This window comes from Streptomyces sp. NPDC020801, from assembly GCF_044334385.1.
In the GTDB taxonomy this organism is placed as follows: domain Bacteria; phylum Actinomycetota; class Actinomycetes; order Streptomycetales; family Streptomycetaceae; genus Streptomyces.
Genome location: NZ_JBIRST010000014.1, coordinates 81,826 through 102,537, shown reverse-complemented (window position 1 = coordinate 102,537; position 20,712 = coordinate 81,826). Strand labels below are relative to the sequence as shown.

Here is a 20,712-nt window from a genome sequence, read left to right as displayed (position 1 = left end):
GGAGCGTTGCCGGTGCCGGCCGGTGGCCGGTGGGGCACCGGCCGGTGGGGCCGGGAGCGCCCGCGCGGTGGAGCCGTGTGTCCGTACGGCCCGGGCCCCTTGCAGTCCCCTCCGTTACACGCCCTCCGTCTTCCTGATCGCGTCCCGGTAGGTGCGGGCCGCCGCCCGCAGCGCCGCCTCCGGGTCGACGCCCTCCGCCTCTGCGCGGGCGGCCAGGGCCAGCAGTTCGTAGCCGACGCCCTCCGCCTTCGGCAGCGGCACCTCCAGGCCCGCCGTGCGGACCCGGGACGCCAGCTTGGCGGCGAGGGCGAGGCCGGGCTGACCGAGGGGGACGCCCTCCGTGACCGAGGTGCGCCGCTTCTCCTGGGCCTTGGTGCGCAGCCAGTGCTCCTTGACCTCGTCCGGGGTGGTGGCCGTCTCGTCGCCGAAGACGTGCGGGTGGCGGTGGATCAGCTTGGTGACGATGCCGCCGGCCACGTCGTCGATGGAGAAGGGTTCCTCCGGGTCCTCCTCGGCGATACGGGCGTGGAAGACGACCTGGAGCAGCACGTCGCCCAGCTCCTCGCACAGCTCCTCCCGGTCGCCGTCCTCGATCGCCTCGACCAGCTCGTACGCCTCCTCGATGCCGTACTTCGCCAGGCCCTCGTGGGTCTGCCGGGACGACCAGGGGCACTCGGCGCGGATGCGGTCCATGACCTGGACGAGGTCGAGCAGCCGGGCCCCGGGCAGGTCGTAGGAGGCGGGGAGCAGCTCCAGCTCCGGCATGGCGACGCGGCCGGAGCCGGCCAGCCGGGCGAGGCCGTCGGTCAGGGCGGGCTCGCCCTCGCCGGTGGCCACGACCACCACCGTGCGCCCGCCGGCGCACGCCTCGACCAGTTCCCGGGCGGTGGGCGCGGCCTCGTCCACGGCTATCCCGGCCTCGCGCAGATACGGCAGCTGCGGGTGCGCCCCGTCCGCGCACAGCACCCGGCCGGCCGAGCGCAGCGCCTGCCAGGCGGGCCAGGACAGCAGCCCGGGGGCGACCCGGTGGCTGGTGGTGAGCAGGACGATGCGGCCGGGGGCGTCGGCTTCGGTGGCGGCGGTCGAGCTGGTGGTGTTCACGCTCCGAACGTAACCCACGGGGCCGACGGCCCCACGAGTTGTCCACAGGGCGTGGGCCGACGGTTGTCCACAGGGCGTGGGCCGCCGGCCGGCCGCCGCTATGCCGGCTGCTGGGTGCCCGCCGCCGAGACGTCCCTGAGCCACGGGGTCCTGGCGTCGACGCGGCTGCTCTTCTCGACGTCCCAGCTGCCGTAGCGCGGGTTGAGGTCGATGCGGAGCTCGCCGGAGGCCGTGGACAGGGCCTTCCAGAAGGCCGGCTGGCTGGTGTCGGTGTGCAGCCTGGCAGCCAGCTTCTGCGCCTCCAGCTGCAGGCGCAGATTGTCGTCGAGGCGCTGCGGCGGCACCCCGTACTGCTGCAGCCAGGCCGTCTCCAGCCCCTTCGCGCCGCCCGCCTGCTGCTCCAGGCCGGAGCGCATCTGCTGGACCTCACGGCGGCTGACGGTGATGCCGGCGTCGCTCGCGGCGCGGTCCAGCACCCGGTCGAGAACCATCTGGTGCAGGGTGTCCCGGGTGAGCGTGCCGGTCCGGGCGACGGCCTGTTCGTACTGCGCCGCGTCGGGCACGGCGGCCCGCTGCGCCTGGCGCACCTCGTTCACCCTGCTCTGCAACTGCGCGAGGGTGATCCGCTGCCCGCCGACGACGGCCGCCGCGCCGGGATGCGCGCCGCTTCCGCAGGCGGTGAGGAGGGGGGCCGCCGCGGCGATCGCGGCGGACAGGACGAGCGCGGTGCGACGGCGGCGGTGCAAGGAAGCCTCCCGAGGCGAGATTGTGCGGCGGTGCACAAAGTCTTGCGGTGATCGATGGTAGGCAGCGGCCGAGCTCTGGCCAACCCATTGGACCAACGATTCCCCAGGTGTTCCGGTACCGCCGTCCGGCGCGCCCGCGCCCAGCCATTCGACCGGCCGCTCGACCAGCCATTCGACCGGCCGCTCGACCAGGCATTCGACCGGCCCCTCGACCTGCCCGGCCCGGCCCCTCGCCCGGCCGCTCAGCTCCGTTCGCGCACCGCCCGCTCGACGGCCGCGGCCACATCGGCGCGCAGTCCGTCCCCCGTGCCGACCGCGGTCACGTTCCCGCCGCCGCGACCGCCGCCGACCAGCACGAAACCGACCTTCGCGTACCGCGGTGCCGTCTGGGCCGCCGCCGTGACCTCGGGCCGTCCGACGGCCAGGACGACGTCGCAGGAGCGTTGCAGCATCCCGTTGAGGAAGGGCCGCGCGTTGCCGACGCTCTGCTCGCCGGTCACCTGGGCGTAGCTGACCCGGGCGTGGGTCGTGCGGGAGGCGTCCTGCATGCCCTGCCAGACGTCGGCGGCGGTGGGGCCGGTGATGCCGTCCTTGCCGGTGAGCAGGCAGGCGTCGGTCTCGGTGTAGTGCCGGGCCCGGGTGTCGGGGATCGGCGGCCGGTCGTCGTGCCGGAAGAGCAGGACGCCGGCCACGACCAGCGCGGCGACCACGGCCACCGCGCCCGCCGCGAGCGCGATGGTGCGCCCGCGCAGCGAGCGCAGCCATGTGGCTGCGGCCCGCCCCACCACGGCGAGCCGCCCTCCCGCGGACGGCTGCGCGGCCTTCGCCGGACGCGCCTGGGTCACCTGCCTGACCTGCTTGCTCACGGATTCCCTGCTTTCGTGCTTCCTGCCTGGATGCCTCGGTACTTTCGAGGCACCCGCGCCTTTTTGCCTGCGCGGCGGTCTCAGCCGAGCCGGCCCCGCCCGGTCCGCCGGGGCCACACCTTCCACGCGTGCACCGAAGCCCCGGCCATCGACAGCAGGATCAGCAGCAGGTCGGTCGCGAACAGCAGACCGTGGGTGTCCTCCGGCGTCAGCGCAAGCTCGGCGACCCAGGCCGCCAGCACCGCGCTGAACGCCACGAAGGCCCACCAGTCGGCCCGGCCGCGCCGCCGCAGCGCGATCAGCAGGGACGGTACAGGACACAGCAGACCGAGGCTGACCACGGGCAGCGCCGCCAGCACGGCGCGCACGACGTACGGCCGAACCGCCGTCGGCCTGCCGATCCTCATGTCCCGCCCCTCTCGTCCGACGCTGTCTGCCTTCTGCCGGTTCAGCCGGTGATCGCCACCGGACCGTCCCAGGCGTCGCGGTCGACGGTGATGGTGTAACCGTTCCTCGTCTCCTTGCTGTTGACCATGTACTGGTGGCCGCGGCTGTGGTCGGTGTACTGCGTGGAGCCCCAGGGCCAGTCCGTGGTCGTCGTGTACTGCTTGTCCCACAGCGCGTACCAGAGGTTGCCCGGCAGGTCGGTCTTGTCGGTCGCGGTGGCGATGGCCTTGGCGCTGGAGCTGGTGAAGCCGTAGAAACCGGCCCGGTACGTCTTGGCGTGCAGCTGCTTGTCGAAGGCGCGGACGTACGTCAGTACGGCGTCGTTGCACGACTTGTTGGTGATGTCGTACGGCTCCATGTCGAGGTAGACGGCGCTGCCGGCCTTCATGCCGAGCGCCGACGCCTTGGCGACCGCGTCGTTGGCGTCGCTGGTGCCGAGGGTGGCGGCGGTGGAGGCGGTCAGCTTCTCCGGGTTGGAGCTGGTCTGGCACGGCGGCTGCGCGCCGACGTAGATCGGGATGAGCTTGTAGCCGAGCGTGCTGACCGACTTCACCCAGGAGGCGGTGAGGTTGGGCTGGGAACAGCCGCGGTTCTTGCCGCCGACGTAGACCGCGGCGGCGCCGTAGAAGCCGGTGTGCCAGGCCTTCATGGCGCTGAGCGAGGGGGCGGTGCAGGTGTCGAAGGCGTGGCCGGTGAAGGTCTTCTGGGCGGGCCAGGTGGTGGCGGCCATCGAGGTCTGCGCCGCGATCCCGCCACCCGCGACGACGGCCGCCCCGGCCACCGCCCACGTGACGTACCTGCGCTTCTTGGACTGCCGGTGCTCGGCCATCCCCACCCCTATGTTCTGTGCGTGCGCGCGTGCGCACACGCGTGTGGAGCGGCGTACGACGGCGGTCGGGCGACGTACGTCCGCTGGAAATCGTTGCTTGGCCCCCTGATGCGGGCGCGCGAGTCCGTCTGCCGACACCTCGCCCCGGCGCCCGAAGCGGATCGCAAACTAACCGATGGCGCCCCCGTGAACGGAAAACGGAGCCCCTTGATCAACCCATGATTCCCTCAAGCATCGGCAAAAAGATTCGTACCACCGAGGGCGGGTACCCGCCGGTTCCGCACGTCAACTCGCCGCTCTTGACCGGCTGTTGATCAAGGCCATACCTGTACGTGAACGATGCAACCACTGGGCGGCGTATGGTCCGCTGGCCACCCCTCTGACTCGATCAGCCGCACCCGCGGCTCATTTGCCTCTTCAGAAGGACTCAAAGGACTCAGATGCACATCCCGTCCCGCACCGCCCGCGCCACCCGTGTCCTCGCCGTGGCCGCGCTCCCCCTGGTCCTGGCGGCCTGCGGCTCCACCGAGGCCACGTCGGCCAAGGACCCGGCGTCCCCGGCCACCTCCAAGGACCCCAACGCCGGCCTGCTCACCGGCACCCAGCTGAAGAAGGCGCTCGCCCCGGCGTCCTTCTTCGCCTCCGGCTTCGCGGTGGACCCGAGCGGGGCCAGGGACTCCGGCGGCACCTACACGCCCCCGTCGACGGCCCCCGCGGCCAAGCCCGACTGCGCCAGGCTGAGCGGCACCGCCTGGATCGGCATCACCGGGGTCAACGGGGTGTCCTTCGCGCAGAACGACTACGTCAGCAAGAACACCTCCGAGGACATCGGCCAGGAGATCGACGCCTACCGGGGCACGACGGCGGCGAGCGTCCTGACGGACGTGGCGAAGACGGCCTCGGCCTGCTCGGGCTTCACCGACTCCCAGACCCACTCCAAGGTGAAGGTCACCGCGAAGGCGACACCCGGCCTGGGCGACGCGGCCTACACCGTCACCCTGACGGACACCGCCTGGCAGAACGGCACCACGCTCGTCGCCGCCCGCGTCGGCACGAACGTCGTCAGCGTGATGTCGACGGACGGCCACGACAACGGGTCGGCGACGGCGAAGAAGCTGACGCAGCGGATCGTCGCGTCCCTGAAGAAGACGTCCTGACGGGTCTCTGCACACCGCGCCCCGTGGCCTAGTCTTGCCCCCTGCACTGCCTTGGGGGGTAGAGATGGAAAAGCGTCTGGAGGCCGGCTGGTTCCAGCGGATCGCCTGGTCGGTCCTGCCGTGGTGCTCGCTGGGCCTGCTGATCTGGGTCCCGTTCCTCTACGTGGCGATCCGCCGCGGCCGGGGCTCGGACTGGGGCGCGTTCGCCGCGTTCGCCTTCTACGAGTGCGTGACACTCCCGTGGGCGGCCATGACGTCCGGCGGCGACGGCGACCCGATCCTGGGTGCCGTCGCCGTACTCTGCTTTCTGGTCGCGACGGCGCTGCTGCTGTTCGCAGTCTTCGACCAGCGGTCGGCGCAGGGGGCGCGGGCGCCGCAGCCGATGTACGGGGCACCGCAGGCACCCGCTCAGGGACAGGCGTACGGATACCCGTACGGGCGGTAGGAACCGGCGAGGTCAGACCGCGGCCAGTTCGCACCAGACGACCTTGCCCCGGTTGCCCTCCCTCGCGAGCGGCTGCCATCCCCACAGATCGGCGCACGCCCGGACCAGCGCCAGACCCCGCCCCTCCTCCAGGTCCGCGAGCTGCTCCAGCGGCACTGGTGGCTCCGGCGGCGCGGGGTCGGCGTCCCACGCCCCGATCCGCAGCACACCCGCGGCCCACCGCACCCGCAGCGCGGCGGGCCCCTTGGTGTGTCGTACGGCGTTGGAAACCAGCTCGGTGGCGAGCAGTTCGGCCACGTCGGTCAGGCGGATCAGACCGTGCATGGTGAGGATCAGGCGGAGGGTACGGCGGCTCACGGTGACGGCGCGGGGGTCGTTGGGGATGTAGAGGCAGTACTCCCAGGGGTCGGTGGGAGCTTGGGGGGTTTCGGGCATGGGTCGACTCCACAAGATGAGCGCGGGGGTTGGCGGTTGATGGGCGGCGGATGCGGGCGGTGGCCTGCCGCAGCCGTCGTGGCAGGACGGAGCGGTGCGCTTCCGGGGTCCCGGGGTTCCGCAGCGTGTGCGTCGCGTCACCGAAGGTAGATATAAATCTAGAGACGCAGCAAGTCGATCCCGTAATCTGACGCCGAAAGAGTCGCGCTCGTGGGCGCGTTGAACCTAGGAGCGTCGAGGGCCTTGAGGAGCGAACCAACGGCACGCCAGATGCGTCTGGCGACCGAACTGCGCAGGCTCCGCGAAGCGGCAGGCCTCACGTCCCGCCAGGCGGCAGCGCTGCTCGGTGTGAACCCCGCCCAGATCACCCATATCGAGTCCGGGCTCGCAGGCGTGAGCGAGCAGCGACTCCGCCGCCTCGCCTCCCACTACGCCTGTACGGACGACGAGTTCATCGACGCCCTGGTGGCGATGGCCACCGACCGGACTCGCGGTTGGTGGGAGGAGTTCCGAGGCCTGCTGCCCACATCGTTCCTGGACCTGTCGGAGCTGGATCACCACAGCTTGTTCCTGCGTGAGGTATCCGTCCTGTTCGTACCGGGCCTTCTGCAGACGGAGGACTACGCTCGAGCCATCTTCTCCTCCAGGGTGCCCGAACTCGCACCTGAGGAGCTTGAGCTGCGCGTCCGCCACCGATTGGCGCGCCAGGAGATCACCGTCCCGTACGAGGTGGTGATCCACGAGGCGGCGTTGCGGATCAGGGTCAGTGACCGCGCCGCGTCACGGGCCCAGCTCGGCCGTCTCGTTGAGCTCTCCGAAGCGGACCACGTCACGCTGCGCGTCATCCCCTTCGACCTGGACAACTTCTCCAGAGCCTCAAGCACCATGACGTATGTGGGCGGCCCTCTGCGCAAGCTGGACACGGTGGTGCGTGACGCGCCTCACGGCTCGGTCTTCATCGATTCCGAAGCTCAACTGAAGGCCTATCGAACGCGCTTCCGTAAAGTGGAGGCCGTATCACTCGACCCCGATCGCTCGCGCGACTTCATCCACAGGCTGACGAAAGAGCTGTGAGGCACCCCATGTCCACTCCCGACAACTGGCGGAAGTCGTCCTACTCCGGCGAGGGCGACGGCAACAACTGCGTCGAGATAGCGAGCCTGCCCACCCGCACAGCCGTCCGCGACTCAAAGGCCCCGGCCAGGGCCACCCTCACCTTCCCGGCCGGATCCTTCAGCAGCTTCGTCCAAGCCCTCAAGGGCTACGCCGGGTTCCGCGGCTGACCGACCCGCGACGGCGGCGCCGGGCGGCCGGCCTTCTCCCATTCCACGAAGGTGTTGGTGCGGGTGTGGATGAACTCCTTGGCGGGGTCCACGGAGTAGCTCCACGGGACGCTGCCGATGCAGCCGCCGACCGTCTGGAACTGCTCGACGGCCTCCGCGTACCGCTCCGTCCGGAACAGTGCGTTGGCCAGCAGGTCCCGCACAAAGGGCAGCCGGTGGTGCCCGGGCGGCACCTGGACGACCGCGTCCAGCGTGGCGTCGATGGCCGGGCCCACGAACGGCCACTGGTAGACCGCCCGGTCGTTCTCCCGGTGCTCGTGCTCGAAGACGGGACCGCGTACAGCCACAACACGGGCAGCAGGCTTCCGGGCGGGGCGGAGGCCGCGGCCTGCTCGGCGAAGGCGAACATCAGATCGTCGGAGCCCCGCCACTTGGCGCACCAGTACTGCAGAGCGCCCGAGTGGGCGCCGAAGTGGTACGGGTCGCGCGCCAGGATCTCCGCCCACAGCGCCCGGAAGGCCTCGTGCGACCAGCCCAGTCCCAGGGCGATGGAGATCTGCGCGACCCAGGGCTGGGATCCTCGGGTGCCATCCGCGCGGCCTCCTGGCAGGCGGGCAGCGCCTCGGCCACCAGCCGGTGGAAGCCATCGAACTGCTCGGCCGTGGTGTGCTTCGCGCGCTTGGCGCCGCGCACCTCGCCGGCGAGCACGACCAGCGCATCGGCGTGGACCAGGGCGGCGACCGGGTCGTGCGGGTACTCGGCGCGCCAGGCCTTGATCCAGGTGTCGTCCTGTACGGCCCCGTGGGTGAGGATGCCGATCCGGTACCAGCGCAGGTCCCAGTCCCGGCCCGCCCCCGCCAGATAATGTGCTGAAGATCCCGGGCCCGGCCTGGACGCCGGCCGTCGAGGCCGACGGCCACGTCCGCGACGGCGCCTGGGTCGCCGAGTTCACGGGCAAGCTGTTGGACGGCTGGCCCAGCGGCATGCGGCTGATCGTCCGCAAGGAACGATCCCATCCCGGCGCCCAATTGAGGATCACCGAGGCGGACGGCATGCGGCTCACGTGCTTCGCCACCAACACCACCGGTCGGCCGATCGCCGAGCTCGAGCTCCGTCACCGGCTGCGGGCCCGGGCGGAGGACCGGATCCGCGCCGCCCGGTCCACCGGCCCGCGCAACCTGCCCCTGCACCACACCACGCAGAACAAGGTCTGGCTGGAGATCGTTTAGATCGCACTCGACCTGCTGGCCTGGATGCCCATCGTCGCCCTGACCGGCAAGGCCCGGCTCTGGGAACCCCGCCGCCTGCGGTTCCGCCTGTTCTCCGCGGCCGCCCAGTTCGTCACCACCGGCCGCCGCAGGATTCTCCGCCTGGCCCGCCACTGACCCTGGACCCACGAGATCGCGGCCGCCCTCGAACGCCTCGCCCTCCTGCCCAACCTGGGCTGACCAGCAAACTTCCCGCCCCGACGACAGCACCACCCGACGCAGGCAGTGGAACCGGCGCCCACCCGACGCGACAGTCGGGCCACCGACCTGCTCACCACCCACCCCGAAAATCGAAAGGGTCCGCCGACTCCGTCGACGGACCCTCACGAAAGATCGAGGCTAAGGATGAACGTCTGGCGCAAGGTGAGAGGCTGTCGCACGCGAGGCGGGCACTGCAATCCACTACTCGTCACCCACGCCCGTCTGGCTCCTTCCTCAGCACAGGTCTGCCAACAGGTACCAACGACTCAGGCATTCAAGCCGGATTTCGGCCGAACCGCTCGCTCGCCAGAGCCAGCCAGTGACGCCCCACTACCACCGACCTCTCACGGACGAGTTCAGCCTGCCGCAATCCCTGATCGACCGTTTTCGTCAGGTCGGCTACGTCGCGGAGCTGCGACTCGCTCTCGTCCGTCAACAGGTCTGCACCGCAACGTCGACCAAGCCGGAATGCGAAATTTCTCAGCGTTGACGAGCAGCCCATAATTGTCCGCTCCCTGCCCTCTGCATACACGCCCAACGCCGTATACAGGGCCACTGCAGCTTGGTAGGCAAAGGCACGTGCACCGGTTGCCTCATCACCGACAGTCAGCTCTTGGAGCCCAACGATCCGCTCACGGGCTGCCGCAGCCTGTTCGGGCATGGGTTCTCCCGAGCCCCAGAGGACGTCAAGGGCACTTTTGTAGACATCCAAGTCGTCCGCTCGGTCATCCTGGGAAACAACCCAAAACAGAATGGCTGCGGCTCGCTCCGCGCAGGCCACCGCAAAAACAGCGGCCTGCGCGGGCGTGGCACCTGCAGCGAATTCCTCTACAGTCTCGATCCTGGCCAAAAGAACGTCCTGATCTTTGTTCCACGTTCCCGTTGATACACCTGGCCAGAAATCCTACCACCCGTGGTGCGAATAAATGGAGCACAGACCTCGTCGCAGACACTCCTCGAGGCACCACCAGCTATTGGCACACCACCGAGTTCATCGATCTTCTTGAGGGCGTTGTGTTCCGCGTGAGTGAACCCTTCGTAGTTGGTTTCCACCGGAATGTCCCCGAGGTCGTTCGCCATTCCAATCTGCTCCAGGGTCATCCCCTCACCACTGTGGGCAACGACGTTGGCTTCCGCCCACTTTCCGTTGCCCACGGGGAAGCGGGCACGTACGACAGCCGACGTCTCGTTCTTGACGGCCCAATCGCTACCGGACTTCGCCTGATAGGCAGTGGCCCTCTTGGCCATCTCATTTGCAACGCCCTGAAGTTCGTCGTCGTCCCCGCAGTTGTGGACGAGGACCGGCGTGGCCCCAGCCTCCACGTAGTACGTGTGGAGGGTGCCGATGGTGAGGTCGTAAGTCGTGGTGTTCGCGTGGTACAGGCGGACATCGGTGACCTCGGTAGTGCCGGTCGGCGTCTGGAGGACGTCGCCGGGCTTCAGGTCCTTCGCCTCGACGAAGGCCGACTGGGTCTCGTCGTAGAAGGGGTGGTGGAAGGTCGTCGTCAGCCGTGCGTCCTGAGCGTCGGCCGTGCTGACGGCCGCCACCGGAGCCGTCGCCGGCTCATGGGCGTCACCCTGGCCGTGGCCGTAGCCGTGTCCGCCCGACAGGGCGCCCAGCACCGCCGCCGAGGCCGCCAGGCCGAACGCCGCCTTGCGGGCCGCCTTCTTGGCCACGGACCTGGCCGCGGACTTCGCACTAGTCGTCACAGACCGCTTGCCGGCGGACTTGCCTGCGCCCTTGACGGTCACGTCCACGAAGTCGTGGTCCGTGTGCGTGACGATCACGTCGGTGACCTTGTGCGCCTCCGTGCCGGCGACCCCAGGCACCGAGTTGGCGACCGTGTCGCCGATCTTGACATGGTCGATGGCCTTGGTCGTGCCGTCGGCCATCAGCACCTGGGTGCCCTCGGTGAAACTGTGGCACTGCGTTGGCTGGCTTCTTGTCCCAGCCCCTTCCGACTCCGCCGCCGAAGCCGCTTCCTCCGTGGCATCTCTGGCCCCGGCCTCCTCGACGTCGGTCGCGCCCTTGCCGAACAGGCCGCCCACGACCTTCATCGCCTTCGGGGCGACCTTCGACAGGATCTTGCCGCCCAGGCTGCCCAGGGCGCCGCCCACGGCGCCAGAAATCGCGCCCTCGACCGCCGAGCCCGCGAACGCGCCCGCGCTGCAGTCGCCGCCGCCGTTCTCCGCGCACTTGAAGCCCTGCTCCACCAGGGAGCCCGCCGCGCCCGCGGCCGCCGCGCAGCCGATGGTGCCGACGCCGGCCGTGACCGCCTCGCAGCCCGCGAACACCGCCGTGGAGACCACGAAGGAGGTGATCGCCGCGGCGTGGTGCTTGACGTACTTCGCCGCCGACTTCACCGCCTTGACCGTGGCGTGGTACGCCGTCCTGGCCGCGTGGGCGATCGCGTGCGCGGCCTTCCTCACCGCGTGCGCGACCTTGTGCGCCGCCTGCTTCACCGCGTGCACCACCCGGTGCACCGCACGTGAGATGCGGTGATAGGCGGAGTGGACCGCGTGTACCACCCGGTGATACCAGCGTCTGACGTGCCTGGCCGCGTAGTGGTACACGCGCCGCACCGCCCGCACGGTGGCGTGGTAGTAGTCCCGCACCCGGTGCGCGATCTTGTGGGCCGCGTGTTTGACCGCGTGGACCACCTTGCGGGCGATGTGCTTGACCGCGTGGTAGACCTTGTGCGCCACGTGCTTCACCACGTGCACGGCCTTGTGGTAGGCCTTCTTCGCCCCGCACACCACGTCGTACCAGGAGCAGTTGCCCGACTCGTCGGTGCCCGCCATCGGGTTGTCGTCGACGTAGGCGAACGGGTTCGCCGCGACCGAGTTCGGCACCGCGTCCAGCGAGACGCTGTCCTTGTTCAGGAACTGGCCGGTGCCCGGGTTGTACCAGCGCGAGGCCGTGCCGACGTCGCCCGTGCCCGGCTCCGTCCAGCCGGACTGGAAGCCCAGGTGGCCGCTGATCGTGTTCGTCGGCGAGACCACCTTGCCCAGCGGGTCGTAGGACACCGAGCCCGCCAGCGAGGTCGCCCCCGAGGTGAAGGTGCCGACCACGTCGTTGTGCTGGTCGGTCAGGGCCAGCGCCCCGCTGCCGCCGCCGAGCGGCTTGATGCCGACGACGCCGCCCGACGGGTCATAGGTGTAGGTGCTGTCGCCGTCCGAGGCGATCGTGTTGTCCGCGCCCGAGTAGGCGAAGGTGCGGGTGGAGTTGGCCCCCGTGTCCCGGTCGGAGATGTTCCGGCCGAGCGCGTCCAGCGTGTACGACTGCCCACCGGCGACGACCTGGCCGCCGAAGGCGTCCGTCTGGTACGCCACGGTGCCGGACGCCGACGACTCCTGCGTCATCGTGCCGCGCGCCGAGTAGTCGTAGGAGTGGACGCCGTCCGAGGTCAGCTGGTCCCGCTCGTCGTAGGTGTAGACGTCCGAGCCGTTGCGGATGCGGTTGCCGGAGGCGTCGTAGGCGTACGTCTTCGTGCTCGTGCCGTTGTTCCACGACGTGAGGCGGTTGGCCCAGTCGTAGGTGTACGTGTTCGCCGACGCGCCCGAGACACCCGTCGTCGTCTTCGACGTCAGGTTGCCGTTGTTGTCGTAGCCGTAGGTGAAGCTCGCCAGCGTCGAGGCGCCCTGCACCAGGGTGTCGCTGGTCAGCTCGTGCGCGCTGTTGTAGCCGAAGGTGCGGGTCTGGCCGGTCGAGCCGTACTTGACCGACCTCACCTCGTTCAGCACCCCGTACGAGTACGTCAACTGCGTGCCCGTGGCCGCGTCGTTCAGGGACGACAGACGGCCGGCCGTGTCGTAGCCGTAGGTCGTCGTGCCCGCCGCGTCCGTCCGCGAGGTCATCGCGCCGTCGTTGTTGTAGGCGAAGCTGGAGGAGCCCGCCGAGCCCGACGCCGTCAGCACGTCACTGCGGTCGTCGTAGGTGAACGCGTCGTGCGTGGCGTCCTGGTGGTCCACCGCACCGGCCGAGCCCGCCTCCGACGTGTCCGCCGAGAGCACCCGGCCGTCCGCGTCGTAGGTGAAGCTCCGCTGGGCCGTGGCCGCGTCGGCGCCCGTGCCGGACATCGTCTTGAGCTGGCCGTTGACGTCGTAGGTCATCGCCGTCGTGACACCGCCGGGCAGCGTCGCGTTCGTCATCCGACCGTCCGCGTCGTAGGCGAAGGTCGTGGTCGAGTCCGCCGCCGAGGTGTACTTCGCGGTGGTCGGCTCGATCACCTTCTCCTGCTGGCCCCACGGCGTGTAGGAGTAGCGCCAGGAGTTGCCGCGGCCGTCGGTGAAGCGGGTGCGGTTGCCGGCCGCGTCGTAGCCGAAGGTCGTGGTGATCGACGTGGAGGCGTCGACCGGCTGGATCTCCTGCGTGATGGTGCCGGCCGCGTCGTAGGTGAAGCGGCTGGTGTGGCCGTTCGCGTCCGTGGTGGCGGTCATGTTGCCGACGCCGTCGTAGGCCTGTGAGGTCTCCCAGAGCTTGGTGCCGCCCGCGTCGTAGGACCGGGTGGCCGTGGGGTCGCCGTCGGCGTTGTAGTCGGTCGTCGTGTAGGTGCCGTCCGCCAGGGTCGTCTTCGAGCGGTTGCCCTCGAAGTCGTACGCATAGCGGGTGGTGTTGCCGGCGCCGTCGGTGACCGAGGTGATGTCACCTGCCCGGTTGTAGCCGTACGCCGTCGTCACACCGCCCGGGGAGGTGGTGGAGGCGACATGCGCGCCGTAGGGGTTCCCGGTCGTGACCGCGTAGGAGTTGGTGCTGGTCAGCGTCCGCGTCGACGGGTAGCGCTCCAGCGTCGTCTGCGTCAGCGGCCGGCCCAGGAAGTCGTACGTGGCCTGGGTCTGCGCGCCGGTCGGGTCCGTCGTCGACAGCTGCTCGCCGTCGGCGTCGTAGGTGGCGTGCGTCTTGGTGCCGTCCGGTGCGGTGGTCTGGGCGAGGTCGCCCATCTGGTCGTACAGGTACGACGTGGTCCTGCCGCCGGGCGTGGTGACGGAGGTCTGGTTGCCCTCGCTGTCGTAGGTGTACACGGTGGTGCCCGCGTTGGGCGACGAGGCGCCCGCCGGGGTGTACGGCGGCAGGGTCTCGGAGACCTTGTTGCCCTCGGCGTCGTAGGCCGTGGTGGTGACCAGGCCGTTCGGGTCCTGTTCCTCGACGCCCTCGCCGAAGGTGTTGAATCCGCTGGTGGTGACCGGGCGGACGGTGGCGGCGGTGGTGCCGTCCGGCTCCGCCTGGACGGCCGGCGCGGTGGTGACCGCGAGGTTGCCCGCCTCGTCGTAGCTGTAGTCGGTGGTGTGCTGCTCGGCGTCCGTCATGGACGTCGGCAGACCGCGCTTGTCGTAGGTGTACTTCGTGGTCTGCGCGTCGGAGGAGCCGACCGTGCCGCCGCCACGGCCCTTGCCGTACAGGGAGGTCACCTCGGAGCCGGACAGCGCCCGTTGGTAGACCTGCACGTTGGAGACCGCGCCGGGCAGCGGGTCGCCGGCGCTGCCCGCGTACTTGTCCTGGCCGATGGTGAGCGGTCCGGTGGCGTTCCAGGGCGTGGTGTTGGTGCCCGAGCCGGACAGGGTGCCGTTGACGTACAGCTTGATGGCGCCGCTGGAGGCGTCGTAGACGCCCACCAGGTGCGTCCAGGTGTTGGCGGATGGCGTCGCGGTCGACCAGACCCCCGGGAAGGAGGGGCTCGCGGCGTCCTTGCTGGTGTCCAGCAGGCTCCACATCGGCGCACTGGTGTGCGTGTAGTTGTACTGGAGCATGAACGCGCTGTTCGTGGTGCCGGTCTGCGCCACGACGGCCGCGTTGTGGGTCGGCAGCGAGCTCATCTTGACCCACGCCGAGACGGTGTAGGACGCGGTGGTGTCGAGGACCGGACCGTTCGTGGCGATGCCCGACGAGGTGGTGCCGTCGAAGTTCGCGGCGCCGTCGCTCCAGGTGACGTTCGTGGCCTGGGCGGAGTTGCCGGTGCCCGAGGCGTCGGTGACATGGGTGCCGGAGGTCTGGTCGAGCTTCCACCAGCCCGCCGGGTGACCGGAGGCGTCCCCGTACAGCGTCTCGCTGAGCAGGTTGCCCATGTCGTCGTAGGTGTTGGTGGTGGTCCGGTCGTAGCCCGAGGCGTCGTGGGCGTTCTCGGTGGCGACCTGGTCGTCCGGGGAATACGACACGGTGGTCACCCGGTCCACACCGGTCGGGTCCAGCTCGGTGGAGGTGGTCCGGGAGGCGGCGTCGACGGTGTACTTGCTGACGGTCTCGCCGTTGTCCGTGGTGGACTGCAGCAGGTTGCCGGCCGCGTCGTAGGTGTCCGACTCCAGCACGTAGGTGCTGTTGCCGTCGGCGCTGGTCCGCTTCACCGTCGCGGTCAGTCCGTCGTCGGTGTACGTGTACGACGTGGTGTTGCCCATCGCGTCGGTGATCGACGCGAGCCGTCCGGCCGGGTCGTAGGCCCGGGAGGACTCGGTGAGCAGGGTCGGCGACTGCGGACTGGTCGGGTCGCCGGTGTACATCAGACCCTGCGTGAGCAGGTTGCCGTTGTCGTCGTAGGTGTACCGGGTCTCGTTGCCGGCGCTGGTGACCTCCTTGGTCTTGTTGCCGGAGGAGTCGTAGGAGTACGTCGTGGTGTTGCCGTTGGGGGCGTTCTCGGCCGCGTTGGCGTCGGCCTCGGTCAGCACGTGGTCGTAGCCGTCGTAGGTCCACGTCTGCGTGCGCGACCGGTCGCCGCCACTCGCGTCGGAGACGGTCTGCGAGGTGGTGTTGCCGTCCTCGTCGTAGACCGTGCTGGTGACCGCGGCGTGCGTGGCGCCGGTGACACGGTCGGTGAGCTGCGGGTCGTGCTCCTCGACCACCTGGCCGACGGCGTCGTACTTGTACGACGTCACCAGGCCGCCCGGATAGGTGTCGGAGACGACCTTCTGGGTGGTGACCTGGCCCAGGCCGTCGTAGGTGTACTGGGTGACCAGGCCGATGGCGTCGGTGGTGGAGGCCACGTCGCCGTTCTTGAGGTACGACACCTGGTTGACGGCGCCACCGGGGCTGATCGTCTTCACCGGCAGGCCCTTGGGCACCACGCCGCCGTCGGCGGACGGGTAGGTGCTGGTGCCGTCGCTGTAGACGGTCGTCGTGGTGCGGCCGCTGGGGAAGCCGGGCACCGCCGGGCCGGTGATGGCGGTCTGGTTGCCGGCCGAGTCGTAGGTGTACGACGTCAGGTAGGTGTTGTCCGTCGCGGAGGAGGACCGGCCGTCGCGCTCGGTCAGCAGCTGGTCGTTGCGCGGGTCGGCGGTGGTCAGCTGGGCCGTGGTGTCGTCCGGGTAGTACGAGTAGTACTCGGTGTTGCACTTGTTCGCGGCCTGGTCCTGGCAGGACGTGGAGGAGACCACGTTGCCGCGCACGTCGTGACCGGTGACCGTCATCCCCCCGTTGGGGTCGGTGACCGTGTGCTCGAAACCGGCGGTGTCGTAGCCGAAGCTCGTCCTGTTGCCCAGGCCGTCGGTCTCGGTCAGCGCGCGGTTGCCGTTGGTGACGTCGTAGGTGTACGTCAGCGTGGCGTTGGCCGGTGAGGTGACGTTGACGGTCTTCACCGGCAGCAGACCGGTGGAGTTCTTCGCCGCCTGGAACTGCCCGGCGACGTCCGCGTCGGCCAGCTGCGAGCGGTAGAGGGCCACCTCCGCGATGGAGCCCTTGAAGTAGGTGGCGTATCCGGTGTTGTCCGAGGTGTTGTGGTGGGCCTCGTCCGGCCAGTTCCCGCCGATGTAGCCGGCGCCGACATAGGTGTACGGCTGGTTGACCATGGCCGCCGTGCCGCTCTGGGTGCCCACCAGGGCGCCGTCGAGGTAGAGCGACTGGCTGCTCGCCGAGGTGGAGAGCACCACGTGGTGCCACTTGCCGTCGGTGACGGCGGCGGAGGAGGCGAGCGGCTTGGTGGAGCCGCCGGAGAAGTAGAACTCGCCGTACAGCTTTCCGCTGCTGCCGACGTAGAGGACGGGCGTGTAGGAGCCAGGCGTGGTGCCGCCGCTCAGCGGGTCCTTGGACGCCCCGAGCAGTACACCGCCCGCGGTGGAGGTCTTGAACCACATGCCGGCCGACTCGGCGCCCGAGCCCGGCACCGATCCGCCGGGCAGCGTCACCGAGGACGCCGTCCCGTCGAAGGAGGCGGCCTTGGCGTCGCCGAAGGGACCGGAACCGCCGAGGGTCACGGTGTTGTAGGTGCCGTCACCGCCACGCACCTGGTCCACGGCCGTCGTGGCGCCCGCGGCCTCGCCGAGGCGGAAGTACTCCGAGGGCGCACCGCCGAGTACGGCTCCGCGGTAGGTGTCGCTGGAGCCGGTGACGCTCGGGGTACCGAGCCTCCACACGCCGCCGTTCTCGTCGGTGAGCTGGTTCAGCGTGGTGGTGTCCGGGTCGTACGACATCGCCGCGAAGGTCTTGCCGGACGGCCGGGTGATGTTGTTGAGCAGGCTGGTGCCGTGCGTGCCGTAGGTGTAGAGCGCGTTGACGTCGGCGGCGACCAGCGGCTGGCTGTACCAGGCCACGTCGGCCATGGAGCCGTTGAAGTAGGTGGGGTAACCGTTCGGCGAGGTGGTCGAGTGGTGCGGCTCGTCGGGCCAGTCGCCGCCGAGGAAACCGGTGCCGAGGTAGTTGAAGACCTGGTTCTTGCCGAAGGCGTCGGCGCTCTTGATGGAGACGGAGCCGCTGCGCGAACCGACCTTGGCGTTGTCCAGGAACAGCGTCTGCGAGTTGCCGGAGGCGGACAGCACCACGTGGTGCCACTGGCCGTCGGCGACGGACGCGGAGGACACGATCGGGTTGACGCCGCCGCTGTACCAGAACTCGGCGTTCAGCTTGCCGTCGGTGCCGACGTAGATGGAGGGGGTGTAGTAGCCGGCCGCCTGTGTGGAGCCGATCGGCTGCGAGGCGTACGAGTAGAGGACGCCGGGTCCCTGCGAGGTCTTGAACCACAGGGATATCGCGCCGGAGTTGGTGTCGTTGCCGAGGTTCTTCGGCAGCGAGACGTCGGAGTTGGTGCCGTTGAACGTGGCGGCCTTGGCCGAGGAGCCGGTGAGCGGGCCGGTCGCCTGGCCCACCGTGACGTTCTCGTACGTCGCGTCGGTCGTGCCCTCGTTGTCGAGGACGGCGTCCTTGGCGGTGGTGCCGGAGGTCTCCGACAGCGGCCAGAAGGTGTGCGGGTCGAGGTCGAGGGCCGCGTTCCGGTAGCCGGAGGCGCTGGTGTAGCCGTAGGTGGTGCACTTGGTGGTGGACAGCGGCGAGCACACCTTGGTCAGCTGGTCGCCGGTGTAACCGTAGGTCCACGTCTGGGCGGTCGAGGTGTCGCCCGGGGTGACCGGGTCGGTGACCACGGTCGCCACGTGCGCGGCCTGGGCGCCCGAGGGGGTGCTCCAGGTCAAGGTCAAGGAGCGGCTGGAGACCGCCGACTTCATCTGGGAGACGTGTCCGCCGCTCCAGGTGAGGTTCACCGACCGGCCGTTGGCGTCCGTCACCGAGGTCAGACCGTAGGAACCGGAGCCGAGGGACTGGGTGAACGTGTAGACGGTGTCGTCCTTGTCGGTCAGCGTGTAGCCGCCGGTGACCGCCTTGAAGGTGGCGAACCGTCCGTTGCCGGGCGTGAAGGTGCCGTCGCTGTTCTTGCCGTAGCCGACCTGGGAGCCGTCGGGGTAGGTGACCGAGACGCTGGAGACCGCGCCGGAGGCGGTGTACTGCTCGGTCGCCCGGGAGTCGAAGATGCTCGACCAGCCCGCGCCGAACGCGCCGGTCCAGCGCGGGTCACGGGAGTTGTAGTCGCGCTCGACGTCCAGCGACGGGCCGACGGTGGAGATCGAGGCGTCGGTGTCGGAGGTGGTGTAGTTGCCGATGGACGCGTCGAAGCCGTGGTCGCTGCTGTTCTGCGACAGACCGGAGGTGATCACGGCCTGCGGCACCTGCACGGACAGCTGGTAGGGGTCTGCCGGGGAGTACAGGTTGGTGGCCGAGTCGTAGGCCTGGACGGTCCAGCTGTAGGACTTGCCCCAGGCGAGCTTGCCGGCCGGGACGGTCCAGTCGCCGGTGGCCACCAGACCGGAATCGGCGACCTTGGTGCCGGTGGCGTCGTAGACGCGGAACAGGTACTGGTTGCTGCTGCCGCTGGTGGAGTTGGCGCCGCCCGCCCAGGCGGTCAGCTCGGGCTGGGTGGTGCCCACGACCGCGTTGTCCGAGGGGAACTGCTCGTACAGCTGCGGTGCGGTGTTGCCGTCGTAGGTGACCCGGATGTGCGGGCCGTCGCCGGGGTCGTTGAACGACCCGAACTGCTTCCAGTGCAGGCTGTCGGTGGTCGACGCGTAGATCGCGAGCCCGTAGTCGGGGGTGGTGCCGTTGAACCAGCCCTGGATGGCGGAGGTGGACAGCGGCACCTGCAGCCAGTCACCGACGGTGCGGTCGGCGGCGGTGTTGGCGCACGCGGTGGGGACGCTCGGCGTCAGGTTGCCGATGGACGCGCCGTGCGAGGGGCCCGGGTAGCTGGTGACGGACTCCGGTGTCCACGCCTGCGTCACCAGGGCGACGTCGAAGCGCTCGGGGGTGCAGGTGGCGGCCCAGGTGTCGAAGATGTCCAGGTGCGCCTCGGTGACGGTGTTGCCGCTGCCGTCCCAGGCGGTGTCCCAGTGGTTGTTGAAGCTGACCGCCGAGTGGGTGCCCGAGTCGTAGGAGCCGACCTTGATGGTCTGCTCGTAGGAGTGGTCGACGTTGTTGCCGGAGCCGGACTCGGCGTAGGTGGTGACCCAGCCGTCGTCGACGGTGGGGTCGACGGTGACCGGGAAGACGCGGTGGGAGTCGTGCAGCCAGCGGCTGTCCAGGGTTACCTTCAGCGCGTAGCCGTCCTTGGCGCGGACCAGTTCGGAGGTGACGTCGTGGGTGGTGGCCGGGTCACCGGAGCGGCGGTTCACCTTCGAGTCGTACGCGTACGCCGGAGGGATGCGCTCGACGGTCCTGCCCGCGCCGTTGCGCAGGTCGATCCAGCCGTTCCTGTGCTGGACGGGGGTGAGGCCCTTGAGGGAGAGGGGGAATGTCCAGGAGTTGCCGGCGTCCGCGGAGTGCAGGACGACCGACTCCTTCACGCCGGTGGCGGTGGGGGCGAGCTTCAGGTCGGTGCCGTCGAGGACCTGCCGGTAGGTGACGGTGGAGCCGTCCGCGGTGCCCTTGACGGGGGCCGCGCCCTCGAGGGCGTAGGCAATGCGGTGCCCGGAGTCGAGGGCGAGGGAGGCCAGGGCGGAGTCGGTGGCCCTGGTGCCGAAGTCGACGGCGAGCGAGTTGGCCTTCTCGTGCCAGCGCCCGTCCGGGCCGGCCCGTACGTCCACGTCGATGGGCGCCCATTTCCCCTTGGACACCTGGTAGTTGACGGGAGCCTGATACACGTCCCGGGTTGTGGAGCCGTCCGCGTTGTCGTAGACCGTCGCCATGCGCGAGGACTTGCTCGCGTCACGCCTGCTGGTCCTGGCGTTGAAGGCACCGCCACCGCTGCGGCCGTGCTTCACGGCGCTCTGGTGCGGGTGGTAGGCGGCCAGTTCGCCGCGTCCCTTGCCGGGCGCGTGGCCGGCGCCGCGGTGCGCGGCGGTGGCGGCGGCGGAGACGTGGTGCCGGTGACCGCCTGCCGTGCCGGACTTCTGGTGCGGCAGCTTGCCCCAGTGCGGATCGGTGAACCAGGACGCGAGCGAGGCCAGGCTCATGCTCGGCAGCTCGACACGGCCCAGTTCCAGGCCCTCGGCGAGGGCCTGATCCGTCGTCAGCATCAGTGCCAGTGCGGTGAGTACCACCACGGCGATGGAGCGCCGCGCGCGACGGGCACGACGTAGGGGCCGCACGGGACGCGTGGGGCGTGGGCGGCGGCTGAACGGCCACAGAGGCACGGATTCGACTCCAGCAATCAAGAACGACACAGAAACGCGCCGATCTTGCCCTCCGTG

At 69.8% G+C, this 20,712-nt stretch carries 13 protein-coding genes and 1 pseudogene; 5 read left to right on the top strand and 9 right to left on the bottom strand.

The genetic code is table 11. The features are described from left to right. Window positions 1-114 precede the first annotated feature (114 nt). The 5 genes from ACH4UM_RS26815 to ACH4UM_RS26795 form a co-directional block, all read right to left on the bottom strand. Window positions 115-1,101 (bottom strand): nucleoside triphosphate pyrophosphohydrolase, encoded by a 987-nt coding sequence (locus ACH4UM_RS26815; protein ID WP_398184277.1) that lies wholly within the window; start codon window positions 1,099-1,101, stop codon window positions 115-117. A gap of 98 nt (window positions 1,102-1,199) precedes the next feature. Next, window positions 1,200-1,847 (bottom strand): SurA N-terminal domain-containing protein, encoded by a 648-nt coding sequence (locus ACH4UM_RS26810; protein WP_398184274.1) that lies wholly within the window; start codon window positions 1,845-1,847, stop codon window positions 1,200-1,202. A gap of 242 nt (window positions 1,848-2,089) precedes the next feature. Next, window positions 2,090-2,713, bottom strand: coding sequence for a hypothetical protein (locus ACH4UM_RS26805; protein ID WP_398184271.1), 624 nt, complete (start codon window positions 2,711-2,713; stop codon window positions 2,090-2,092). A gap of 80 nt (window positions 2,714-2,793) precedes the next feature. Next, window positions 2,794-3,120 carry a hypothetical protein gene (locus tag ACH4UM_RS26800; RefSeq protein WP_398184269.1) on the bottom strand — a complete coding sequence of 109 codons (327 nt, stop codon included), beginning with the start codon at window positions 3,118-3,120 and terminating at the stop codon, window positions 2,794-2,796. A 41-nt stretch (window positions 3,121-3,161) separates the two neighbouring features. Further along, window positions 3,162-3,989: a glycoside hydrolase domain-containing protein gene (locus ACH4UM_RS26795; RefSeq protein WP_398184266.1), complete on the bottom strand. Its 828-nt coding sequence runs from the start codon at window positions 3,987-3,989 to the stop codon at window positions 3,162-3,164. Between the two features lie 440 nt (window positions 3,990-4,429). Between ACH4UM_RS26795 and ACH4UM_RS26790 the strand changes: the two genes are divergently transcribed. Continuing rightward, window positions 4,430-5,146, top strand: coding sequence for a hypothetical protein (locus tag ACH4UM_RS26790; RefSeq protein ID WP_398184263.1), 717 nt, complete (start codon window positions 4,430-4,432; stop codon window positions 5,144-5,146). Window positions 5,147-5,210: 64 nt separating this feature from the next. Further along, window positions 5,211-5,591, top strand: a complete 381-nt coding sequence (locus tag ACH4UM_RS26785; RefSeq protein WP_398184260.1) for a hypothetical protein — start codon at window positions 5,211-5,213, stop codon at window positions 5,589-5,591. Between the two features lie 12 nt (window positions 5,592-5,603). Here the strand turns inward: ACH4UM_RS26785 and ACH4UM_RS26780 are convergent, their stop codons facing one another. Further along, window positions 5,604-6,026, bottom strand: a complete 423-nt coding sequence (locus ACH4UM_RS26780; RefSeq protein WP_398184257.1) for an ATP-binding protein — start codon at window positions 6,024-6,026, stop codon at window positions 5,604-5,606. A gap of 270 nt (window positions 6,027-6,296) precedes the next feature. Here ACH4UM_RS26780 and ACH4UM_RS26775 point away from each other — a divergent pair, with 270 nt between their 5' ends. Both ACH4UM_RS26775 and ACH4UM_RS26770 read left to right on the top strand, forming a co-directional pair. Next, entirely contained in the window at window positions 6,297-7,100 is an 804-nt protein-coding gene (locus ACH4UM_RS26775) for a helix-turn-helix domain-containing protein (protein WP_398184254.1), read from the top strand. Window positions 7,101-7,108: 8 nt separating this feature from the next. Then, complete coding sequence (locus tag ACH4UM_RS26770) at window positions 7,109-7,309, top strand: DUF397 domain-containing protein (protein ID WP_398184251.1); 201 nt, start codon at window positions 7,109-7,111, stop codon at window positions 7,307-7,309. Here ACH4UM_RS26770 and ACH4UM_RS26765 read toward each other — a convergent pair. After that, window positions 7,288-7,656 carry a hypothetical protein gene (locus ACH4UM_RS26765; RefSeq protein ID WP_398184248.1) on the bottom strand — a complete coding sequence of 123 codons (369 nt, stop codon included), beginning with the start codon at window positions 7,654-7,656 and terminating at the stop codon, window positions 7,288-7,290. The two genes, ACH4UM_RS26770 and ACH4UM_RS26765, sit on opposite strands and share 22 nt — an antisense overlap. A gap of 513 nt (window positions 7,657-8,169) precedes the next feature. Between ACH4UM_RS26765 and ACH4UM_RS26760 the strand changes: the two are divergent. Further along, window positions 8,170-8,757 (top strand): annotated as a pseudogene (locus ACH4UM_RS26760) (transposase); the annotation flags it as partial. Window positions 8,758-9,052: 295 nt separating this feature from the next. Here ACH4UM_RS26760 and ACH4UM_RS26755 read toward each other — a convergent pair. Both ACH4UM_RS26755 and ACH4UM_RS26750 read right to left on the bottom strand, forming a co-directional pair. Further along, window positions 9,053-9,628, bottom strand: a complete 576-nt coding sequence (locus ACH4UM_RS26755) for a hypothetical protein (protein ID WP_398184245.1) — start codon at window positions 9,626-9,628, stop codon at window positions 9,053-9,055. Then, window positions 9,607-20,538, bottom strand: a complete 10,932-nt coding sequence (locus ACH4UM_RS26750) for a LamG-like jellyroll fold domain-containing protein (RefSeq protein WP_398184242.1) — start codon at window positions 20,536-20,538, stop codon at window positions 9,607-9,609. Before ACH4UM_RS26750 ends, ACH4UM_RS26755 begins: the two co-directional genes overlap by 22 nt. Window positions 20,539-20,712: the final 174 nt, after the last annotated feature.